Origin of the sequence: Rhizobium sp. YAF28 (assembly GCF_052113285.1) — a bacterium.
Taxonomy (GTDB): Bacteria; Pseudomonadota; Alphaproteobacteria; order Rhizobiales; family Rhizobiaceae; genus Rhizobium.
Genome location: NZ_JBFRCX010000013.1, coordinates 66,556 through 86,116 on the forward strand (window position 1 = coordinate 66,556; position 19,561 = coordinate 86,116).

Annotated in this window: 17 protein-coding genes and 1 pseudogene; 7 read left to right on the forward strand and 11 right to left on the reverse strand. The window is 61.3% G+C overall.

Going from position 1 to position 19,561, the window contains the following annotated elements; genetic code table 11:
* Positions 1 to 15: 15 nt before the first annotated feature.
* From AB4Z13_RS26330 to AB4Z13_RS26350, 5 genes are read right to left on the reverse strand one after another with little or no spacing between them, the layout of a single operon-like run.
* A complete protein-coding gene (locus AB4Z13_RS26330; RefSeq protein ID WP_439018798.1) occupies positions 16 to 1,281 on the reverse strand; it encodes an ABC transporter substrate-binding protein in 1,266 nt (421 codons plus the stop codon).
* 25 nt (positions 1,282 to 1,306) lie between these two features.
* The gene (locus AB4Z13_RS26335; protein WP_442207218.1) at positions 1,307 to 2,146 is read right to left on the reverse strand and encodes a carbohydrate ABC transporter permease; all 840 of its coding nucleotides are present in this window, start codon (positions 2,144 to 2,146) and stop codon (positions 1,307 to 1,309) included.
* Positions 2,143 to 3,069 (reverse strand): carbohydrate ABC transporter permease, encoded by a 927-nt coding sequence (locus tag AB4Z13_RS26340; RefSeq protein ID WP_113320260.1) that lies wholly within the window; start codon positions 3,067 to 3,069, stop codon positions 2,143 to 2,145. The genes AB4Z13_RS26335 and AB4Z13_RS26340 overlap by 4 nt, the downstream gene beginning before the upstream one ends.
* Entirely contained in the window at positions 3,062 to 4,225 is a 1,164-nt protein-coding gene (locus tag AB4Z13_RS26345) for an ABC transporter ATP-binding protein (protein ID WP_113320259.1), read from the reverse strand. The genes AB4Z13_RS26340 and AB4Z13_RS26345 overlap by 8 nt, the downstream gene beginning before the upstream one ends.
* A complete protein-coding gene (locus AB4Z13_RS26350) occupies positions 4,222 to 5,058 on the reverse strand; it encodes a metallophosphoesterase family protein (RefSeq protein WP_442207309.1) in 837 nt (278 codons plus the stop codon). The genes AB4Z13_RS26345 and AB4Z13_RS26350 overlap by 4 nt, the downstream gene beginning before the upstream one ends.
* 297 nt (positions 5,059 to 5,355) lie before the next feature.
* On the opposite strand from AB4Z13_RS26350, the gene AB4Z13_RS26355 reads away from it, so the two are divergent.
* A complete protein-coding gene (locus AB4Z13_RS26355) occupies positions 5,356 to 5,682 on the forward strand; it encodes a hypothetical protein (protein WP_442207310.1) in 327 nt (108 codons plus the stop codon).
* A gap of 160 nt (positions 5,683 to 5,842) precedes the next feature.
* Entirely contained in the window at positions 5,843 to 6,577 is a 735-nt protein-coding gene (locus AB4Z13_RS26360; protein WP_113320257.1) for a hypothetical protein, read from the forward strand.
* Between the two features lie 38 nt (positions 6,578 to 6,615).
* Here AB4Z13_RS26360 and AB4Z13_RS26365 read toward each other — a convergent pair whose 3' ends face one another.
* The 4 genes and pseudogenes from AB4Z13_RS26365 to AB4Z13_RS26380 all read right to left on the reverse strand — a co-directional run.
* Entirely contained in the window at positions 6,616 to 6,828 is a 213-nt protein-coding gene (locus tag AB4Z13_RS26365; RefSeq protein WP_442207311.1) for a type II toxin-antitoxin system VapC family toxin, read from the reverse strand.
* Positions 6,812 to 7,018: a type II toxin-antitoxin system VapC family toxin gene (locus AB4Z13_RS26370; RefSeq protein ID WP_442207219.1), complete on the reverse strand. Its 207-nt coding sequence runs from the start codon at positions 7,016 to 7,018 to the stop codon at positions 6,812 to 6,814. The genes AB4Z13_RS26365 and AB4Z13_RS26370 overlap by 17 nt, the downstream gene beginning before the upstream one ends.
* Entirely contained in the window at positions 7,018 to 7,263 is a 246-nt protein-coding gene (locus AB4Z13_RS26375) for a type II toxin-antitoxin system VapB family antitoxin (RefSeq protein ID WP_113320313.1), read from the reverse strand. The genes AB4Z13_RS26370 and AB4Z13_RS26375 overlap by 1 nt, the downstream gene beginning before the upstream one ends.
* Before the next feature lie 260 nt (positions 7,264 to 7,523).
* Positions 7,524 to 8,405: pseudogene (locus tag AB4Z13_RS26380) on the reverse strand (LysR substrate-binding domain-containing protein); the annotation flags it as partial.
* 145 nt (positions 8,406 to 8,550) lie between these two features.
* Between AB4Z13_RS26380 and AB4Z13_RS26385 the strand changes: the two are divergent.
* The 3 genes from AB4Z13_RS26385 to fhuB are packed head-to-tail and all read left to right on the forward strand — an operon-like array spanning position 8,551 to position 13,570.
* Positions 8,551 to 10,695: a TonB-dependent siderophore receptor gene (locus AB4Z13_RS26385; RefSeq protein ID WP_442207220.1), complete on the forward strand. Its 2,145-nt coding sequence runs from the start codon at positions 8,551 to 8,553 to the stop codon at positions 10,693 to 10,695.
* Positions 10,689 to 11,606 (forward strand): iron-siderophore ABC transporter substrate-binding protein, encoded by a 918-nt coding sequence (locus tag AB4Z13_RS26390; protein ID WP_442207221.1) that lies wholly within the window; start codon positions 10,689 to 10,691, stop codon positions 11,604 to 11,606. Before AB4Z13_RS26385 ends, AB4Z13_RS26390 begins: the two co-directional genes overlap by 7 nt.
* Positions 11,606 to 13,570, forward strand: coding sequence for a Fe(3+)-hydroxamate ABC transporter permease FhuB (gene fhuB / locus AB4Z13_RS26395; RefSeq protein ID WP_442207313.1), 1,965 nt, complete (start codon positions 11,606 to 11,608; stop codon positions 13,568 to 13,570). The genes AB4Z13_RS26390 and fhuB overlap by 1 nt, the downstream gene beginning before the upstream one ends.
* A 23-nt stretch (positions 13,571 to 13,593) precedes the next feature.
* Here the strand turns inward: fhuB and AB4Z13_RS26400 are convergent, their stop codons facing one another.
* Positions 13,594 to 15,852 carry a putative bifunctional diguanylate cyclase/phosphodiesterase gene (locus tag AB4Z13_RS26400; RefSeq protein WP_442207222.1) on the reverse strand — a complete coding sequence of 753 codons (2,259 nt, stop codon included), beginning with the start codon at positions 15,850 to 15,852 and terminating at the stop codon, positions 13,594 to 13,596.
* A gap of 248 nt (positions 15,853 to 16,100) precedes the next feature.
* Between AB4Z13_RS26400 and AB4Z13_RS26405 the strand changes: the two genes are divergently transcribed.
* Positions 16,101 to 16,907 carry a transporter substrate-binding domain-containing protein gene (locus AB4Z13_RS26405; protein ID WP_113320312.1) on the forward strand — a complete coding sequence of 269 codons (807 nt, stop codon included), beginning with the start codon at positions 16,101 to 16,103 and terminating at the stop codon, positions 16,905 to 16,907.
* A gap of 69 nt (positions 16,908 to 16,976) precedes the next feature.
* On the opposite strand, the gene AB4Z13_RS26410 is transcribed toward AB4Z13_RS26405, so the two are convergent.
* Positions 16,977 to 17,990 carry an AraC family transcriptional regulator gene (locus AB4Z13_RS26410; RefSeq protein ID WP_442207223.1) on the reverse strand — a complete coding sequence of 338 codons (1,014 nt, stop codon included), beginning with the start codon at positions 17,988 to 17,990 and terminating at the stop codon, positions 16,977 to 16,979.
* A gap of 118 nt (positions 17,991 to 18,108) precedes the next feature.
* On the opposite strand from AB4Z13_RS26410, the gene AB4Z13_RS26415 reads away from it, so the two are divergent.
* A complete protein-coding gene (locus tag AB4Z13_RS26415) occupies positions 18,109 to 19,548 on the forward strand; it encodes an APC family permease (protein WP_442207224.1) in 1,440 nt (479 codons plus the stop codon).
* Positions 19,549 to 19,561 lie beyond the last annotated feature (13 nt).

Genomic DNA, 19,561 nt, shown 5'->3' on the forward strand with positions numbered 1-19,561 from the left:
ACTTAACGGCGAGATTTAGCTGCGCGGCAGCATGCCTTCGACGTCGGAGGCTGCGTCGTCGAGAGCTTCCTTCGGCTCGGCCGAGCCATCGACGATGCGCGACAGGTTGTCGACGATCGTCTGGGTGACCTTGACGCCATTGGTGCCGGGGAAGGCGTACCACGGGATCATGCGCGGCATCTGGCTGAGGCCTGCCTGGAAGAGCGGGTTCTTCTTGTAGAAGTCGCCGAGATATTCGGCGGACTTGGCGGCAAGCTCGTTGTTCGGCACGTAGCCGGTGCCGGGAACGACGACGGAGGCGCCATAGGGGCCGGCTGCGAACTTGGCGAACTTCCAGGCGGCATCCTGCTTGGCGGCATCCTTGGCGAGGATGACGACGGCGTTGCCGCCGGTCGGCAGATGGCCCTTGTCCGGATCGATCAGCGGGATCTGGGCGGTACGCAGATCGAACTTGGTGCCGACATTCTTGATCGTGTTGACGAGTGCGCCGGTCGTCTGGAATTCGAAGCCGACCTTGCCGGCTGCGAAGGCCTGTTCGCCGGCTGCTTTGGTGAAGACCGGCATGCCGCCTTCCTTGACGAAGCGGCTGATCAGTTCGACGGCTTTCTGGCCTTCCGGACCGTTGAAGGCCACCTTCTGCTCGTCATCGCTCAGCATCTTGCCGCCGGCACCGAAGAGGAGGGCGGAGAACATCCAATCGTCGCCCTGCCAGCGGAAGTCCATGCCGTCGACGCCGTTACCGAGCGCCTTGATCTTACCGGCGAGCGCGATGACTTCGTCCCAGGTCTTCGGCGGAGTGTCGGGATTGCCGCCGGCTGCCTTCACGAGATCGGCATTGTAATACATGATCGGGTTGGACGTGGCGAAGGCAAGGCCCACCTGCTTGCCGTTGACCTGGGCGAGCTTCAAGATCGTGTCCGAGAAGCCCTTCTCGGCCATGTTGCCTTCCTTCTGGACGAGCGGCGTCATGTCGATGGCGACATTGCGCTCGTTCAGCATGCGCAGGCGGTTGAGGCCGATGAAGGTGATGTCGGGCATTTCAGACGTGCCGGCCTGGCGCAGGATCAGCTGGATACCATCTTCATAGGTCGCCGAGGGAGCGGCGAACTGGATCTTGATATCAGGGTTTTCTTCCATGAACTTCTTCGAGATCGTGTCCATCACGTCTTTGAAGAAGCCCGGCATCGGGTAATGGATCGTCAGCGTCGTTTCGGCGTGGGCCGGCAGTGCCGCCGCCACGGACAGAGCCGCTGCTGCGAGGAACTGGGTGAAATGCTTCATCGCTCGTTCTCCTGGGTTCAGCCGGTCAGCCTTTGAGACCGGTCATGGTGATGCCCTCGACGAAACGTTTCTGCGCGAAGAGAAAAGCTGCAACGAGGGGAATGGTGATGATGATGGTGGCTGCCATCAGGGCGCCGTAGTCGTCGCCGGCTTCCGCGGCGCGGAAGTTCATCAGGCCGAGCGGCGGGGTGGCGTAACCCGGCTTGCTGATGACGATCAGCGGCCAGTAGAGGTCGTTCCAATGGGCGACGACCGAAAAGATCGCGAAAGCCGTGACCGCCGGCCAGGCATTCGGCACGATGACGCGTGAGACGATGCCGAGCTCGGACATGCCGTCGAGACGCGCAGCATGGATCAGGTCGTCCGGCATGGCGCGGAAGAACTGCAGGAACAGGAAGATCGCAAAGACAGAGATGGTGAAGGGAGCGACCAGCGCCGTATAGCCGTTGAGCAGCGACAGGCTGTCGAAGGCGACGTAGAGCGGCAGCGCCGTCGCATGGATCGGCACCAAGAGGCCGAGCAGCACGAGCACCATCATCATGCGGCCGGCACGGAACTTCAGCTTCGCCATGGCATAGGCGCAGGGGATCGCGACCAGCACCTGGAAGACGAAGATCAGCGCGCAGACCACTACGCCGTTCCACAAGAGCGTGCCCATCGCTACCTTGTCGAGCGCCTTGGTAAAATTCTGCACGTAGTAAAACTGCGTCGGGATCAGCGAAAGCGCGGCTGTGAAGATGTCGTCCTGCGACTTGCCGGCGGCCGATGTCATGAAGATGTAGGGCGCGAGGAAGATGACCGCGCCGAGTATGAGCAGTGCCAGACGTACGAGCCGGCCGGGAGTGAAGCTGGAGCGCGTCTTCATGAATAGTGCACCCGCCGGTCGAGGAAGCGGTATTGCAGGAACATCATCACCACGAGGATGGCGAGGAAGACCACGGTCATGGCCGAGGCATAGCCAACCTTCATGTAGACGAATCCCTCCTGATAGATGGTGAAAAGCAGAACTTCGGAGGCGTGATTGGGGCCGCCATCCGTCAGCGTCTTGACCGTCTCGAAGGTCTTCACGGCGTTGATGATGCTGATCGTGGTCACAAAAAGCGCCGTCGGCCCGAGCATCGGCCAGGTGACGAGGAAAAAGCGGTCGAGCGAGGATTTGGCGCCATCGATTTCGGCGGCGGCATAGAGTTCTCGCGGGATCGCCGTCAGCCCGGCGAGGAACAGCACCATGTTGAAGCCGACCGTCTGCCACACACCGATGATGGAGAGGCTGTAAAGTGCTGTTGCCGAGGAGCCGAGCCAGTTTGGCTTCGGCAGGCCGACGAGACCGATGAGCGCATTGAGCGGACCGATCGTCGGATGGAAGAGATATTGCCAGACGGTCGCCATGGCGACGATCAGCGAGACGACGGGGAGGAAATAGGCAGTGCGGAAGAAGCTCTTTCCCCAGCCCTCGCTCTCGATCAGCATGGCCACACCAAGGCCGAGCAGGATCGAGACGGGTGCCACGATCGCCGTATAGACCGTGGTGTTCCATAGCGACTTGCGGAAGGTGCGGTCGGCAAAGAGCTCGGCATAGTTATCGAAGCCGACGAAACGGAACTTGCCGACGCCGAGTTCGAAATCGGTAAAGCCGAGGAAGACGACGGCGACGATCGGCAGCAGCACGAAGAGGACGATCAGGATAATCGCTGGTAGCGTCAGCAGCCAGGCCGTCTGTGCCTCGCGTCGCTCATGCCTGACGGATGGTGCGACCGATCGGATCTCGCCTGCGGCAATACTAGCCATGGGCCTTCTCCCTGCTGGTATCGGCGGAAAGTGCGGCAGTGCGCAGCCGGCGGCCGTCGGGTGCAAAGACCATAGCCTTGTCGGGTTGAAAGGAGAGGGCGACGGGCATGCCGGCAGAAAGGCCTGCGGCATCAGCAGGCGCAAGCTTGGCAAGTACGGCCTCGCCGATTGCATCGAGGCGGCAGAACAGGATCACCTCGGAGCCGAGGAATTCCATGCGCTCGATGCGGCCGGGAAGTGAGGTCTGGCCCTCAGCCGCAAGCCGCACGAACTCCGGACGGATGCCGATCGTCACGTCGGACCCGGCAGGATTGGCTTCTTCCAACGTGAGCCTGATATCGCCGAAAGCAATCGTTCCGCCATCGGCGCGCGCCGGCAAGAGATTGATGCGCGGCTGGCCGACGAAGCGGGCGACCTCGACATGAGCAGGATCGTCATAGATGACCTGCGGAGGCGCCAGCTGCAAAAGCTGGCCGCCGATCATCACGGCGACGCGGTCGGCCATGGAGAGCGCCTCGGCCTGATCGTGGGTGACATAGACGGTCGGCACGCCGGCGCGGCGATGTAATTCGACGATTTCGCCGCGTGCATGGACGCGCAGATTGGCATCGAGGTTCGACAGCGGTTCGTCCATCAGAAAGACGCTCGGATGGCGCACCATGGCGCGGGCGAGCGCCACGCGCTGCCGCTGGCCGCCCGACATCTGGCCAGGCTTGCGCTCCAGGAGATGGTCGATCTTCAGGGCTTTGGCCGTTTCCTGCACATCGCGGGAAATGCCCGAACGAATGGCGCGGTAGCCGGGCAGGACAGGACCAAGGAAGGGAAGACGCTGAATGCGGCTTAAGCGCCGCATGGCAAGCGGAACGGCGATATTCTGGCCGGCCGTCAGATGTGGATAGAGCGCGTAGGACTGAAAGACCATGGCGATGTTGCGGTCTGCGGCCGCCACATTGGACATTTCTCGCCCGCCGATGAGGATCTCGCCGGTGTCAGCATGGTCGAGGCCGGCAAGGATGCGCAAGAGCGTGCTCTTGCCGCAGCCCGAAGGGCCTACAAGCGCGATAAATTCGCCCGGCTGCACATCGAGGCTGATGTTCCTGAGAATGGCGTTGTCGCCATAGGATTTGGAAATGGCCGAAAGCGTCAGCGGGCTCATTGCGCCGGCTCTTTCTGCACCTTGTGGACCTCGTGCGGATAGACTTCGGCGACCACATCGTCGAGCACATGTGCCTTCATGCCTGATATGGTGACGATCTCGCTCGTGACGCCGTCGCCGAGATCGTGAAGCACGGCTCCAACAAGCTTCTCGCCCGGCATCTCACGCTCCATCGTGCCAATGATGAAGGCAGCGGACGGTCCCCAGATGAGCGAGGTATCGTTGAAACGGCCCTTCCAGGCCCAGTGCAGGTGGCCGCTGGCATAAAGCGCGACATCATGGGCGGCGATCAGATCGTAAAGCCTCTGACGCTGGGCCGGGCGGATGCTCCAGTACCCGGTATCGCCTTCATCGGGCGTATCGACGAAGAGCGGCTTATGGGCAAACATCGCGATGCGCCGGCCGGCCCGCTCGGCAAGCGCCTTTTCCAGCCATGCGAATTGCGTTTCCTGCTCGTCATTCTCCATGCCCATCAGCAGGCTGTCGAGGCCGATGAGGCGCCAGTTGCCGGCATCTTCCAGCCAGTAATCGGGGCCGACGAGGCTGCGCCAGCGGCTGAGCCTTGTCGCATCGACCGGCTGCAGCGAACCCGGCAGATGGCCGACATCATGATTGCCCGGAACGATCAGCATCGGGATCTTTACCTGCTGCATCAGTTCCATGCAGAAGGTCAGATCCTCGTCCTTGTCGGCGCCATCGACGGCGAGATCGCCGGTATGGATGACGAGATCCGCACCGCTGCCGTTGACCCAATCCGCAAGCGGCTGCCAGTTGCCGTTGAAATGCGGTATCGAGGGGCTGAAATGCGTGTCGGTGATCTGGACGATCTTCATGCCGGCGCTCTCCAATAGGGCCTGCGGCAGTTTCCGGCGGCAGGCAATGCTCATGCCGCCTCTTTAGAGCGCCCCAATGTCAGGCGGGTTACAAGCGTTTCCACCCTTGTTCCAATTGTGTCGTGTAATTGTCATGAAGGGCGGATCGCGGCTGACGCCAAAGCCGCAATGTATCGGCAATCCATCGGCCCTATCCATCTTGGCGAGGATAAATCCACGCGCAGAGGACCGATCGATGAAGACAGGGAAACGGAGTTGGCCGCGGCCAATTCTTCTCGACTGCGCCCGGCCACGTTCATGCTGGCAGCCTGTGCCTCGCAGATCATGAAGAGCTATGTCGGCGTGCCGATCAGCAGCGTCATGCTGGATTACGGCCCGCCCGACAATGTCTATGAGATGCGCCCTGGTGAGCGGGCCTATCAATGGCGCAAGGACAAGACGCAGGTGGTCTCCGGCAGTTCCAGCGGCGAGGTACGCCAGACGCGCCGCGGCGAACGTTACGAAGTGACGGAGACGCCTGGTCATGTCGAGCGGACGGAATGTTTTTACACTTTCTACACCCGCAATTCCGGCGGCGAGTGGTATGTGACGAGCTTCAGGCAGCCGCAGCTCGAGTGCGAGTGACCCGCCCCTACGGCTGGCGATCGCCACGTCGGAAGTCACCGCCACGCAGCCGATTGACCTGTCGTTGATATCGGGCAGCGTGACCCAGCAGCATTTTATCGATTGGTTTCTCGGGTCCTTAAGCGCCGTCTGGCAAGCTTCTGCTGACGATGGAGAGACCATGACCCGCAAAAGCTTCGCGATATATAGCAGCGTGTTCACCGCGCTGTGGATTGCCCTCATCGGCGGTTTTCCGCTTCTCCTCTTTGCTGCCGTCAAGACAACCGCCTGCGCGGCCGACACCTGCGGCGCCGTCGCTCTGGTGTTCGGCCTGTTTGGCCGCATCATCCTGGTATTTGTCTACGCCGTCGCAATGCTGACGTTCATTGCGAGGCGATGCGCGCGCGCGGGCCTGAGCGTCTTGTGGACGCCTGCCGCGGTGCTGTGGCTGCTCGCAGCCCATGATGTTCTTCTTGCCGGGTTCAATTTCTGGGCCGTCGGTTTTTCCCTCGGCCTATTTTCCTTCAGATTTCCCGTAACGCTGCTCTTCTTCTTCGCCTTCATCATCTTCCTGTCCATCTGGAAAGGAGAGGATGAAAACCGCGCCGGCGCGCTCACGATCTCCTGGCGGTTTGCGGGCGTCAGCGCGTTTGTCTCGACGATGATCTCCGCGGTCATCTGCATCCCGATGGTCGCATCATTCGGCTGGATCGTGGGCTTGCCGCCGGGGTCCACCATTGACCTGATGTTTCTGATGGATCGCATTCTGAGCCTCAGGCTCGGGGAACATTGGATCACATATGTCAACGAGCTATGGATACTTCTTACCATCTTCGTCAGTGCGCTAGGGTATCTGGTCGTTAGCCAAAGACGCGCGGATGGACGATCAATGCCGTCGGATCCGAAGCCTGTATGAATTGTCCTGACGATTTGCGGGCCGGCGTTGGCGTAAAATTACAGAACGGTTTCGATATCAGTCTCACGAAATTCGTTATCTGTCGCCAGAATAGGAACGCCATAGTATTTCGCACAGGCGTAGTGGAGGCAGTCGCCAAGGTTAAGGCCTCTGCGGCTGGCGCGATACCGATGCGCAGCTGAAAGAGCGAGGCGCGTTGTTTCACGAGCCGGGGGAAGGTCGCGGATCTCGATCCTACGAGCCTCCAGAATTCCATCTGCAGCGCTTCCACTGCATCAGGGGCAAGCCAAACTTGTCGGGTCGCGCGAGCCCCAAAGCCGCTTCGAGCATTGCGACAGGAGAGGTGAATGGGTCGCGCGCCGCCGCGATCGCATCGGATACCCGCTTGGCCTCCGGTTCATCCGACAGGAGGGCGATGATCGCGCAGACCTCGATGAACATCAGCCTTCGTCCCACAGGGAATCAATGACCTCACGGGAAAGCGGCTTGCGGGAGGATTGTGTCAGGGAAATGCCATGCTTCTTCCTGAGCCGGGCTGCAGTCTCGGCCGGGCTCTCGCTCCTGGTACGACGTTCGATAGCCTCTTTCATGGCGATCACAATCGCATCAGTCATACTGACCCCGGCCATGGTGACGAACTCCCGCGTCAGAGCATCCGCCTCTGCGTTGTTGTTGTTGATGGCCATCGCCAGCTCCATGTAGACATTCTCTTAAATAATGCAGATCACCTTGTTCTTCATTCCAAGCTTTGAAGTCGGATGACAGATGGATCTGCGTCACAGATCGACTTTATGCCTTCCTCTTCCGGTCTCGAAAGAACAAGTTCGGACCCGACAAACGGCGAACGGCGCAATGCAGACAGGGCCGTATCCGATGGTTCGACAGACGCCGGCGCGTTGACTATCTCGCCCGATGCCGGAGGGCTGATCTTCTGCCGGTGCCGGCCAATGAAAGCCTTGGTGGCAGGCGAACTTTCGCCCTTGCGGTAGGCGATAGCCACGTCCGACGTTATCGTCACACTCCGAAGTGGCCGGTAGTGGATATCGGGCAGTTCCACCCGGCTCATGGATTGCGGTACCAGCGCGATGCCGGTGCCGATGCCGACGAGGGCGGCGATTTCGGTGAAGTCGTGTGCGATGGCCTTGACAGATGGTTCGAAGCCCGCCTCCCGGCAGGCCTGCAGCGTGTTGCGGTGAAAGCCGACTTCCGGCGGTTGGCGTGGCGTGATGAAGGTATTGTCGGCCAGTCGGGCGAGCGTATCGAAGGCCCGCTCTGAGAATTCATGATCCGCGGGCACCATGGCAACCAGCGGCTCGCGCAGCACGATCTGGACGGAAACGCCAGGCGGTATTGGCGCCGGCGCGCGGATATAGCCGAAATCGAGCAAACCGTCGGCTATGCGCTGCAGCTGCTGGCGCAGCTCCATTTCCTGCAGTTCAACCTCGACATAGGGATAGTGGCGCTTGAAGTCCCTGATCGAGCCGACGACCGCGCCGGAATAGGCAGCAGAAGCGACATAGCCGATCGAGATGCGTCCGCTTTCGCCGCGCCCGGCGCGATGGATGGCGGCGACCGTCGCCTCAGTCTGGGCTAGCACCTTGCGGGCCTCCTGAAACAGGGTCTCGCCCGAATGCGTGAGCTGCACGCCGCGCCGGCTCCGATCGAGCAGCGGCGTGCCGACAATCTTTTCGAGGCTCCTGATCTGCTGGCTGAGACCTGGCTGGGCGATGCCGAGCCTGACAGCCGCACGTTCGAAATTCCGCTCCTCGACCAGGGTTACGAAATATCGCAGATGGCGGAGTTCGAAGCCGGGGTCGGTCAGCGCCAAATTTCTCTCCTGGAACAATTCAAATCTATGACAACGGGGAAGTTTCATAACCCGCGCTTATAAAAAATTCGAGCCGCATTTATTGGACCTTCGAAAAATAACATGATTAGAAAAATCCAGTTTTACGGCATATAACGAGCCCCCAATGACTGGTTCTCTTCACCTCCTCAAATTTGCTTCGACCACAGCGCTGGCAAGCGTGCTTCTGGCGCCGCTGTTTCCGGCGACCGCGCAAGAGGCCAATCCGACGACGCTCGCCCCGATCGTCATCAGCGGCTCCAAGGACGAGGACCCGACGGCGCCGGTAAAGGGCTTCGTTGCCAGGACGAGTGCAACGGCGACCAAGACCGGCACGCCGCTCATCGAAACCCAGCAATCGATCTCGGTGCTGACGGCCGACCAGCTGAAGTCGCAGGACGCCGAAACCGTCGGCCAGGCGCTCGATTACGTGCCCGGGGTCGTCGGCGAGCCCTATGGCGCGGACCCGCGCTTCGACTCGCCGCGTATCCGCGGTTTCGACAGCCGCCAGGCGCAGTTCCTGAACGGGTTGCGCATGATGCGCACGGCAGGCGCGCCCGCGGTCGACCCCTATCAGCTCGAGCGTATCGAAGTGCTGCGCGGCCCGGCTTCTGTCATGTATGGCCAGGGCAATCCGGGCGGCATGATCAATCTTATCAGCAAGCGGCCGGTCTTCGAACGTTTCGGTGAAGTCGGCGTGCAGGCCGGCAGCTATGATACCTACGGCACCTATTTCGATTTCGGCGACATCATTCCCGGCAATTCCGATTTCGGCTATCGTCTGACGGGGCTTGCAAGGACGGCTTCGGCGCAGGTCGACGAACTCGACAATGACCGCTACTTCATCGCTCCGGCGCTCACCTGGCAGCCGGATGAAGACACCAAGCTGACGATCCTGACCAGCATCCAGCACGACAATCCGAGCACGCCATCCGGTCTGCCGCCTTCACTCACTCTCAATGCGAGGGGCGCCAACCGCCTGTCGCGGGATTTCTTCGTCGGCGACAAGAGCTTCGATACATCCGACCGGACGCTCACCAATCTCGGCTATGAGCTGGAACATCGCCTGAACGATACCTGGACCTTCCGCCAGCACCTCCGCTACCAGAATTTCGACTGGAATTATAAGGCACTCGGCATGTCGACGGCAGGCCTTACAGGCGGCCGGACGATCAACCGCAACGCCACCATCCAGGACGAGCTTCTCAACACGTTCAACGTCGACAACAACCTGCTTGCGGAATTCGAGACCGGCGAGATCCAGCACAAGATGCTGTTTGGTCTCGACTATCGCTATTACAGTAACAATGTCGGCACGGAGTTCTGGCGCGCCACGTCGCTCGATGCCTTCAATCCGGTCTATGGTTCGGTCAGGCTGATCGCCCCGACGCTCAGCACCTCCGTAGATTCCACCATGACGCAGGTCGGCCTCTACGTGCAGGACGAGCTTGCCTATGAGAACTGGCGTGCAACGGCAGCCCTTCGGCAAGACTGGGCCAGCACCGAGGGAACGTCGACGAACCGACTGACGGGTGTGTCGCGCTCACTCGACAAGGACGACCAGAAGCTGACCGGTCGCGCCGGCCTCAGCTATGTCTTCGACAATGGCATCGCCCCCTATATCGGTTATGCCACTTCTTTCGAGCCGGTGCCGGTACCTGCGACCGGTGGTCCTCTGCAGCCAACGACAGGCGAACAGGTGGAAGTGGGTGTCAAATATCAGCCGGAGGGCTGGAACGGCGTCTTCACCCTGGCCGCCTACGACCTAACGCAGAAGAATGTGCTGACGACGTTTGCGCTGCCGTCCGGCGGCACGGCGACCGGGCAGATCGGCGAGGTCAACGTCAAGGGCATCGAACTGGAAGGCGTTACCAGCCTTACCGACGGGCTCGATCTGCGCGCTGCCTATACCTACATGCAGGCCGAAATCGTCGGCGGTATCGATGACGGCAAGCGCCCGGACAATGTGCCGGAGCATGCCGCCAGCCTCTGGCTCGACTACACCTTCCCCGAGGATACGGCGCTCGAAGGCTTCGGTCTCGGCGGTGGCGTGCGCTATGTCGGCCAGCGCTATGGCGATACCAAGAACACGCTCGATCTTGACGCCATGACCCTCTTCGATGCAGCACTGCATTACGAGAAGGACAATGTGACTGCCTCGCTGAACTTCAAGAACCTTGCCGACAAGGATTATGTTGCAAGCTGCAGCTCCTTCGGCTGCACCTACGGCGATGGCAGAACGGTGATGGGCAAGCTGACCTTTCAATGGTGAGTGAATTTCGAGATGCATATGGACGGGGCATCAGCCGTCGGCGGGTGCTTGCACTGCTGGCGGCTTTCGCTATTCCCGGCAAAGCCTTTGCGGAGGCGTCCCAATCGCTGCCAAAGCGCATCGCGGCAATCGACTGGGCCATGCTGGAAACGCTGGTGGCACTCGGAATTATGCCAGTTGCCGCGACCGAGCTCGTGCAGTTCCGCAAGGATGCGGTCGAGCCCGTACTCGACCCCTCGGTTGCCGATCTCGGCCTGCGTGGATCGCCGAACCTCGAACTCCTGCGCCTGCTGCGCCCGGACCTCATTCTGATTTCGCCCTTCTATGTCAGGTTCGAGGCGAGCTTTCGGGCGATTGCGCCTGTCCTGTCGCTGCCCTTCTATAACAGGGGCGAGCCGCCCTATCAGAAGGCGGTGGATGCCGTTTCGGCACTTGCAAAGGAGCTTGGCCGCGAAGCGCAAGGCCGCGAAGTCGTGGCTGAACAGGCAGCCCTTTTCGAGGAGGCGCGCGTCAGCCTCCAGGCTTTTGCCGCGCGCCCGACCTATCTCGTCAATATCGGCGATAGCAGGCACGTCCGCATCTTCGGCGCCGACAGCATGTTCGGCGATATCCTGTCCCGGCTCGGCCTGCCGAATGCCTGGACGGACCGCTCCCGTTATACGTTCGCCGCGCCGGTGCCGATCGAAAACCTCGCCGCAGCGCCTGAGGCGCGCATCGTCATCATCTCCGATATCCCGGTCGAAGCCCGCAACGGCCTGAAGAACAGCATGATCTGGCAATCGCTGCAGCCGGTGCGCTCTGGCCGCGTGCTAATGCTTTCCAATATCAATCCCTATGGCGGCATTTCGGCGGCCGCCCGCTTCACGCGGCTTTTCAAGGCGGCGATGCTGTCGTCAGGGGAAAGGCCGTGATGAGACCCGCCGCACTCGCCGCCGCGCTTCTCGCCCTTGTCGCCTCCGCCGGCCTCTTCCTGTCGGGGGCACTCAGCCATCTGCCTTTTGCCGACTGGCCGTCCTTGCCCTTCGATGCCGGGCAGATGACGACGCAGCAGATCATTTTCGCCTACGCCGCCCTGCCGCGCGGGGCGGTTGCGATTCTAGCCGGTGCGGCCCTCGGGCTTGCCGGCGCCCTCTTGCAGCGCCTCCTGCGCAACCCGATTGCCGATCCCTCGACGCTCGGCGTCTCCTCCGGCGCGCAGCTTGCGATCGTCGTTGCGACACTGTTCTTCCCCGAGGTGCTCGATGGCTACCGCGGGCTTGTTGCGCTTGCCGGTGCGGCCGCGGCAACCGCCATCGTCTTCCTGCTCGGCTGGCGGCGCAGCTTCGAACCCATCACCATGGTGGTCTCTGGCCTGCTCGTCGGCGTTACCTGCAGCGCGCTGTCGGCGGCGATGACGCTCTCGCAGGGCGAATATCTGATGTCGCTGGTGACCTGGAACGGCGGCTCGCTCAGCCAGCAGGACTGGTCGGCGACGGTAACGCTCGGCCTCGAACTGCTGCTCGGCCTCGCCATCACCCTCCTGTTGCTGCGTCCGCTCACCCTGCTCGGCCTCGGCGACAGCAGTGCCCGCTCGCTCGGTGTGGCACTTGCCGGCACACGCATTGCTATTGCAAGCCTTGCCGTGGCGCTGAGCGCCGGCGTTGCCGCTGCCGTCGGGCTTGTCAGCTTCGTCGGCCTTGCCGCCCCGGCGCTGGTGCGCCTGCTTGGTATCCGCACGACGCGCAGCATCCTGTTGCTCTCGCCTATTGCCGGTGGGTTATTGCTCTGGTTCTGCGATGGCATCGTCCAGCTCGTCGCCTCCTCGGCCGGCGAGACCTTCCCGACGGGGTCCGTGACGGCGTTGATCGGCGGACCGCTATTGCTCTGGCTGCTGCCGCAGGTGCGCGCCGTCGAGCCGCCGCAGCCGCCCGATAGCGTCGTCGTTTCCCGCGCGCCGCTGTCGCGCCTCGTCCTCATCTCCTGCCTGCTGCCGCCGCTTGCCTGGGCGGCCCTTTGCGTTGCGCGCCTGCCGGATGGTTGGACGTTGCTCCGCGGCGATCTCTTCTGGGAGCTCTTTCCCGCCCGCTGGCCGCGGCTGGTGGCATCGGCCGCTGCCGGCGGCCTGCTCGCCATGGCGGGCGCCATGCTGCAGCGCCTCACCGGCAATCCGATGGCAAGCCCCGAGGTGCTGGGTGTCAGCGGCGGGGCCGGCGTCGGTTATGCCGTTGCCTTGAGCTTGTCCGCCAATGCCGGCGCGCCAGCCCTCTTTCTTGGCGCCGGCGGCGGCGCGATCGTCGTGCTTGTCATCGTGGCACTCTTTGCCGCCCGCCGGCATCTGCCGCCCGAACGCCTGCTGCTCGCAGGCATTTCCGTCAGCGCCTTTTCGTCGGCGATCCTGAGTGCGCTTCTTGCCGTCGGCGATCAGCGCGCCTGGCAGATCCTTTCCTGGCTCGGCGGCTCGGCTGCAGCCGCCACGCCGCAAACGGCTGTGTTCCTCGCCGGGCTCACCATTGTCATCCTGATAATCGGCCTGATCTTCACGCGATGGCTGACAATCCTGCCACTTGGCGCGCCGACCGCGCTTGCGCTTGGCTTACCGCTTGTTAGTGCTCGCATGCTGATGGTGCTGACGGCAGGCATTGCGACCGCTGCCGCTTCGCTGCTCGTCGGCCCCTTGAGCTTTGTCGGCCTGATGGCCCCGCACATCGCCCACCGTGCCGGCTTCGAAAAGGCCGGCAGCAACCTGCTCGCCTCCGCCGTCATCGGCGCTGTGCTGATGATGATCGCCGATCTCGGCGCCCGCACTGTCACTTTTCCCTATGAACTGCCGCTCGGACTCTTTGCGGCCTTCGCCGGCGCGCCATACCTTGTCTGGATGATAGGCAAAAGGCAATGAGAGCGGCCCGTCGAAATGGACGATCAGCCGCGCGCGGACGATGCGGCAACCGACTGCGGCCGCGCGGCTTCGGCAGATGGCAATGACGAGAGGAAATCAGCCGGAGGCAAGGGGCGGGAGAAAAGGAAGCCCTGCAAGTCGTTGCAGCCGGCAGCAACGAGAAAATCTCTCTGCCCCTTCGTCTCGACGCCTTCCGCCGTTGTCGCTTTTCCAAGCGTCCGGCTCAAGCCCAGGATCGCCGAAACGATGGCGGCGCCCTCGGCCTGTGTTCCGAGCAACCGCACGAAGGACCGGTCGATCTTGATGCGGTCGATATTGAACTGAATGAGGTGACTGAGCGAAGAAAAGCCGGTGCCGAAATCGTCGAGCGCAATCCGGATCCCGTGGGAACGAAGCCTGCCGAGTGTGCCCTGCGCGGTCTCGTCGATGTTGAAGAGGGCTGCTTCCGTCAGTTCCAGCTCGAGGCGTGATGGTGGCAGACCGGTTTCCGCCAGGGTCGACAGCACGTGGCGGTCGAAGTCCCGATGCCGGATTTGCGAGGGCGAGACGTTGACGGCGACCGACATATCGGCTGGCCAGCCTGCGGCTGCCTTTGCTGCGTTCCTCAGCACCCACCCGCCGAGCTGGTCGATCATGCCGGCTTCCTCGGCGATCGGGATGAACTTGTCCGGCGACAGCAGCCCAAGCGTGGGGTGGCGCCACCGCACGAGGGCCTCTGCACCCGAAAGTTTTTCATGCGCGTCAGCACGATGCACGCCCTGAAAGAAGACCTCCAGATGGCCCGGATCACCTGAATGTGCATTCTCGGCGTTATCGGGGATATACGTAGGACCGTCCAGCACGAGGCGAAGATCGTTCTTGAGGTTTTCCCGTGCCTCGACCCGGTGATCCAGAGAAGGATCATATTCGATCAGGCGGCCTCGCCCTTTGGTCTTGGCTTCATAAAGGGCGACGTCCGCACGCCGCAAAATTTCGCTCGTTGCCTCAGCCGCGTCATGAAAGGCCGCGATGCCGATCGAGCATCCGATGCGCACGACGACGTCACAGCCACGAAGCTGGAACGGCTTGCTCAGGGCCTCGATAATGGCGTTGCAGAGGAGGACGTAACTATCGTCGTCCTCCCTGACAGCAGGAAGAAGCAGGGCGAATTCATCGCCGCCGAGCCTTGCAAGCGTGTCGCCTGGTTCGATCAGGGCATTCATCCTGTCGACGGCGCCGCGCAGCAGATCGTCACCGGCGGCATGCCCATGAATGTCATTCACTTCCTTGAATTTGTCGAGATCGACAAGGGCAAGGACGGCGATCTCGCCGGACGATTTCATAGCCGCAAGGCATTGCTCGAAACGGGCTGCAAACAGCGCCCGGTTCGGCAGGCCCGTCAATACGTCATGCAGTGAAAGGTGCCGTGCGTGATGTTCGCTGGCGCTGAGCTCTCTGAGGCTGCCGCGCAAACGGCCCATCAGGGCGAAGAAGAGGCCGGCGATGACAAGGCCGGCCACGGAGAGCACGGGAACAAGCCGGCCGATGACGCGTGAGCCCGGCAGATCCGGCCTCCAGATGATGAAGCCGATCGGGTCGCCTGATGCCGTTGCCTCGATTTCGAATGCAACTTCATTCTGTTCCTGGTCCGCGGTGCGGGCATAACGAGCGCCGGCCAAACCCTGTTCGCGGCTCAGCGTATCGAGCGTGACACCGTCGAGGAAGCGGAACGCCACGAGGTAGAGCCTGTTGCCGTCATTTCCTTCCTGCGAATCCACTTTCGAAGAACCCGTGACCGAAACGACGCCGGCGACCGAAGGGCGGCCCTCAAGCCGCATCAGCTCCACCCGGCTGGGTTCCGGATCGGAGCTCGGCCCCTGCGGCGCACCGTGGTTCCTTGCTTCCAGATCCTGGATCATCGGCTGAAGCAGCGGTCGCACCCATTTGAAGCGGCGTTTCGTTTCGGGATCGGACTGTAGGGCAAGCTCGCCTGCCGGGGTCACGAGGAATGCCGCGTTGTAGCCGAATACCGTTGTCGCGATCTTGCCGAATGTCCCGGCCGATGTCGTGCCTGCGCGCTCGCTCTTGTCGCCGGCCGTCGCCGAATCCGCCAGGAGCAGTGAAGCATAGCCTGCGCCCATCAGCTGGATGTCCTGCGATACGCGCTGTACCTGATCCAGGAGGCGGCCGTTGACGAGTTGGCGCTGCCGATCAAGGGCAGCTGCGTCGCTTTCCCTCCCGGCCCAGATGGCAGCCAGGAACACCAGGCCAAGAATTGCCAGGCCGCTGATGGCAAGCAGCACCAGTATCGACCCGGACGACGTCCAGGTCGCTCTGTGAGCAAATAATCTTAAAGACGGATTAGCAGGCACGCAGTCTTCTCCCGAGCGTCCTGATACTGACCGCGATTGTTTACAAAATGCTTTTCAAGCAGCATCAAAATTGATGGCCCAAAATGATGAGCTTTTTAATCGTTTTGTGATTGGCTGCTCATTGCGCAACGCTTGCCGATGCAAGGTTGGCAATCGAGCTCTACATCAAGGTGATTGATATGTTGCGATTAGGATCTCTCTATCGTTCGAAGTTCTTCGAATTTGCCTGTGCGGCCGTTGTTGCGGTCAGTATTTTTGAGCCCGCTATTGTCCGGGCTGCCGAAAACGACAGCATCCGCATAGCCGTCGAGGGCGCATTTCCGCCGTTCAACTATGTCGATTCCAATAATCAGCTTCAGGGATTCGACGTGGATATCGCCAAGGCCCTTTGCGAGACAGCGAAGTTGAAGTGCGAATTTGTCATCCAGGAATGGACGGCGATGATCCCGAACCTGCTCGACAACAAATATGACGCGATCATCTCGTCAATGTCGATGAGCGCGGAGCGGCGAGAAAAGGTTGCCTTCACCGAGAAGTATTATGACAGCCCGACGGTCTTCATCGCGCGCAAAAACGACGAGATTGCCGGCACGTCAGCCGATGATCTGAAGAAACTGCGGCTCGGCGTGACGGCAGCAACCTCCCAGGAATCCTACGCAAAGAAATTCTACAGCGGCGTCGAAACGACCGTATTCCAGGCATCGCCGGATCTTTACAAGGGCCTTGCCGACGGCAAGGTCGATATCATCCTGGAAGACAAGCTCGCCGTCTACGACTGGCTCGCAAACACCAAGGCCGGCAGCTGCTGCGAATTCAAGGGCGAGGATATCAAGAACACCGAATATTTCGGTGACGGCGCCGGCATCGCTGTGCGCCCGACCGACAAGCCGCTGCTGGACAAGCTCAATGCCGCGCTTGCAGAAATCCAGGACGGCGATACCTACGATACGATCAACGCGAAATATTTCCCGTTCAGCATCCGCTGAGGGCGCCGGGCCGAATTCCCTTGATTCCTGCGGCTGGTCCTACGGATCTGCCGCAGCATTGTTTGCTGTCTACTGCACGCGTTCCCAATGTTTGCGGGCGCGCCACAGCACCGTCTCGTCCGCGTAACCCAGGACTTGCGCAAGCTCTTTCATTCTGACCGCGCCGTTCTGTCTCTGCAGTGTAAGGATACTTTGGCGGTATTCCCGCATCAGATCCCTCAACGATGTCCCCTGCTCGGAGAGGCGCCGTTGCAAGGTTCGCGGCGAAAGGCTGAGCTCCTGCGAAAGCCCGACGAGCGTGATGGGTTTGTGTCCCAGATAGATCCCGATCAATGATCGCACATGACCGACGGTCGAGTCCGACTGCAACAACTTGCCGCTCAGATCCGCGATATGGCGCTCCAGGACCGCCGCCAGGTCGGGCTGCTCCTGCCGGTAGACGCGGTGGGCGTCTTCTGCAGAAACGACGATGCGATTGGCAGACTCGCCGAATTTTAAGGGCGCCCGGAAAATCCGCTGCAAGGTCGTCGGATCGCGAGGCGCGCGATGTTCAAAATGGACTTCGACGGGTCTCCATCCGCGTGCGAAGCAGGCACGGACGAGCTGGCAGGACGCGGCCAGTGTGAACTCGCTGTCCTGCCGTCTCGGCCAGAGCCTGGGATCGTCGAGGCGGTAGCTCCAGACCAGATTGCCGTCTTCCTGAAAGACACCGGAATTGGTGCCGCTCTGGACGGTGTTCACATATTTCGCCAATCGTTCGAAGCCGGTACGGATCGTGCTCGATATCGAAAACAGCACGCCGATCGGGCCAATATCGCTCGGCTTGAACAGGGTTCCAAGCAATGCGCCGATCGTCGGATCTCCGACGATCGATGCCGCATCTTCGAAAATCGCCACATATCGGTTCATGGGGATCATGGCATAGGGATCGTCAAGCTGGCTGCGCAGAAGACCATGAAGGGCAAGCAATACATCTGCCTTGCCGGATTTCCGGTCGATCTGTTCGATGAGCGGCAGCAGCACAGACGCACGAATTGAAGCAAATATCTGCGCGGGCGTGCCGGTTTGCTGGGCAGATGACATGTTTTTGTTCCCCGCCGCCAGTGATGGCGCGAATTATCGATTCATTGGCATGAACTGCAATTTTGAGGCCAATCGGTGGGGGCTACCGTGTTGATGAAAATCAAAAACAGGGGTTCTCATGACAACGCACACCACTTTGGGAAATCCTCCCGATCGCCTCGCGAAAAACTCCGTCGGCCTTGCCCATATCGTCTTCTTCGTCGTGGCGGCAGCAGCGCCGCTCACCGCCGTTGTCGGGGCGACGCCCGCAGCTTTCGCTTTCGGCAATGGACCCGGTGTACCGGGTGCCTTCGTCCTGGCAGGGATCCTGTATCTCGTCTTCTCGGTCGGCTTCACGGCGATGAGCCGGCATGTCGGCGGGACGGGGGCCTTCTACACCTACATCACGCAGGGCATCGGCAAGCCGGCCGGTGTCGGCGGTGCGCTGATGGCGCTTCTGACCTACTCGTCGGTACAGATCGCCATCTACGGGTTGTTCGGTGTCTTCATGAGCGGCGCCGTGGCATCGATCGTGACGCTGCCGTGGTGGGCTTGTTCCTTTGCCGCGCTCGTGGCCGTCCATCTTTGCGGTCGGCGAAACATTGCCTTTTCAGGCACGATCCTCGGCATCTGCATGCTGGCTGAGGTCGCTATCCTTCTGCTTCTCGACATCGGCATTGTGCTGACCGGCGGTGGGCCGGAAGGTTTCAGCCTCTCCTCCTTCAGCCCGGCCATCGTATTTTCGCCGGGCCTCGGCGTCGCGCTCGTCTTTGTGGTCGGCTCCTTCATCGGTTTCGAGGCCACTGCCATCTTCGGAGAAGAGGCGGAAAACCCGGAAAAAACGATCCCGCGCGCAACCTATGCCGCCGTTTTGCTGATCACCGTCTTCTACGCGCTGTCGACCTGGGCCATCGTGCAGTTCTATGGCCCTTCGAAGGTGCAGGCGACTGCCGGCAGTGGCTTGGAAACTCTCTATTTCGTCGCCTCCGACGCGGTCCTCGGACAATGGTCGTCGCAGGTGATGAATATCCTGCTGATCACCAGCCTCTTTGCCTGCATCTTGTCCTTCCACAACACGCTGAACCGGTATTTCTACGCGCTCGGCCGCGAAGGGCTCGCCGTCAGGGCTCTGGGCAAGGTCCATCCGGTCCATGGTTCGCCCTATATCGCGGGTGCCATCCAGAGCGCCATTGCCGCCCTCGCGCTTGTCTGCTTCATCGCAGCTGGCGCCGATCCCTATACGGTCGTCTTTTCCTGGATGTCCGCTCTGGCCGTCCTCGGGATCCTGGCCGTCCAGGCCCTTGTCTGCGTTGCCATCGTTCTCTTCTTCCGGGGATTGCCGCATCGCTACAGTCTATGGACCACGACGGTGGCACCGGTCCTGGCGCTGCTCGGTATCCTCGGCTCGATCGTCCTCGTTATCGTCAACCTGCCGCTCCTGTCGGGATCGGAAAGCGTGATCGTAAAATCCTTCCCTCTGATGGTGGTGCTGACCGGCCTGATCGGGGCCGCCTTTGCGGTGCGCATCAGGACCGTGAAGCCTGAACTCTATGCCTCGCTCGGGAAAGCCTTCGAATGACGAGACTTCAACC

Excerpts from the sequence above, each read along its gene's own strand:
- AB4Z13_RS26330 (WP_439018798.1), bottom strand. The coding sequence starts at position 1,281 with ATGAAGCATTTCACCCAGTTCCTCGCAGCAGCGGCTCTGTCCGTGGCG.
- AB4Z13_RS26335 (WP_442207218.1), bottom strand. The coding sequence starts at position 2,146 with ATGAAGACGCGCTCCAGCTTCACTCCCGGCCGGCTCGTACGTCTGGCA.
- AB4Z13_RS26340 (WP_113320260.1), bottom strand. The coding sequence starts at position 3,069 with ATGGCTAGTATTGCCGCAGGCGAGATCCGATCGGTCGCACCATCCGTC.
- AB4Z13_RS26345 (WP_113320259.1), bottom strand. The coding sequence starts at position 4,225 with ATGAGCCCGCTGACGCTTTCGGCCATTTCCAAATCCTATGGCGACAAC.
- AB4Z13_RS26350 (WP_442207309.1), bottom strand. The coding sequence starts at position 5,058 with ATGAAGATCGTCCAGATCACCGACACGCATTTCAGCCCCTCGATACCG.
- AB4Z13_RS26355 (WP_442207310.1), top strand. The coding sequence starts at position 5,356 with ATGCTGGCAGCCTGTGCCTCGCAGATCATGAAGAGCTATGTCGGCGTG.
- AB4Z13_RS26360 (WP_113320257.1), top strand. The coding sequence starts at position 5,843 with ATGACCCGCAAAAGCTTCGCGATATATAGCAGCGTGTTCACCGCGCTG.
- AB4Z13_RS26370 (WP_442207219.1), bottom strand. The coding sequence starts at position 7,018 with ATGTTCATCGAGGTCTGCGCGATCATCGCCCTCCTGTCGGATGAACCG.
- AB4Z13_RS26375 (WP_113320313.1), bottom strand. The coding sequence starts at position 7,263 with ATGGCCATCAACAACAACAACGCAGAGGCGGATGCTCTGACGCGGGAG.
- AB4Z13_RS26385 (WP_442207220.1), top strand. The coding sequence starts at position 8,551 with ATGACTGGTTCTCTTCACCTCCTCAAATTTGCTTCGACCACAGCGCTG.
- AB4Z13_RS26390 (WP_442207221.1), top strand. The coding sequence starts at position 10,689 with ATGGTGAGTGAATTTCGAGATGCATATGGACGGGGCATCAGCCGTCGG.
- fhuB (WP_442207313.1), top strand. The coding sequence starts at position 11,606 with ATGAGACCCGCCGCACTCGCCGCCGCGCTTCTCGCCCTTGTCGCCTCC.
- AB4Z13_RS26405 (WP_113320312.1), top strand. The coding sequence starts at position 16,101 with ATGTTGCGATTAGGATCTCTCTATCGTTCGAAGTTCTTCGAATTTGCC.
- AB4Z13_RS26410 (WP_442207223.1), bottom strand. The coding sequence starts at position 17,990 with ATGTCATCTGCCCAGCAAACCGGCACGCCCGCGCAGATATTTGCTTCA.
- AB4Z13_RS26415 (WP_442207224.1), top strand. The coding sequence starts at position 18,109 with ATGACAACGCACACCACTTTGGGAAATCCTCCCGATCGCCTCGCGAAA.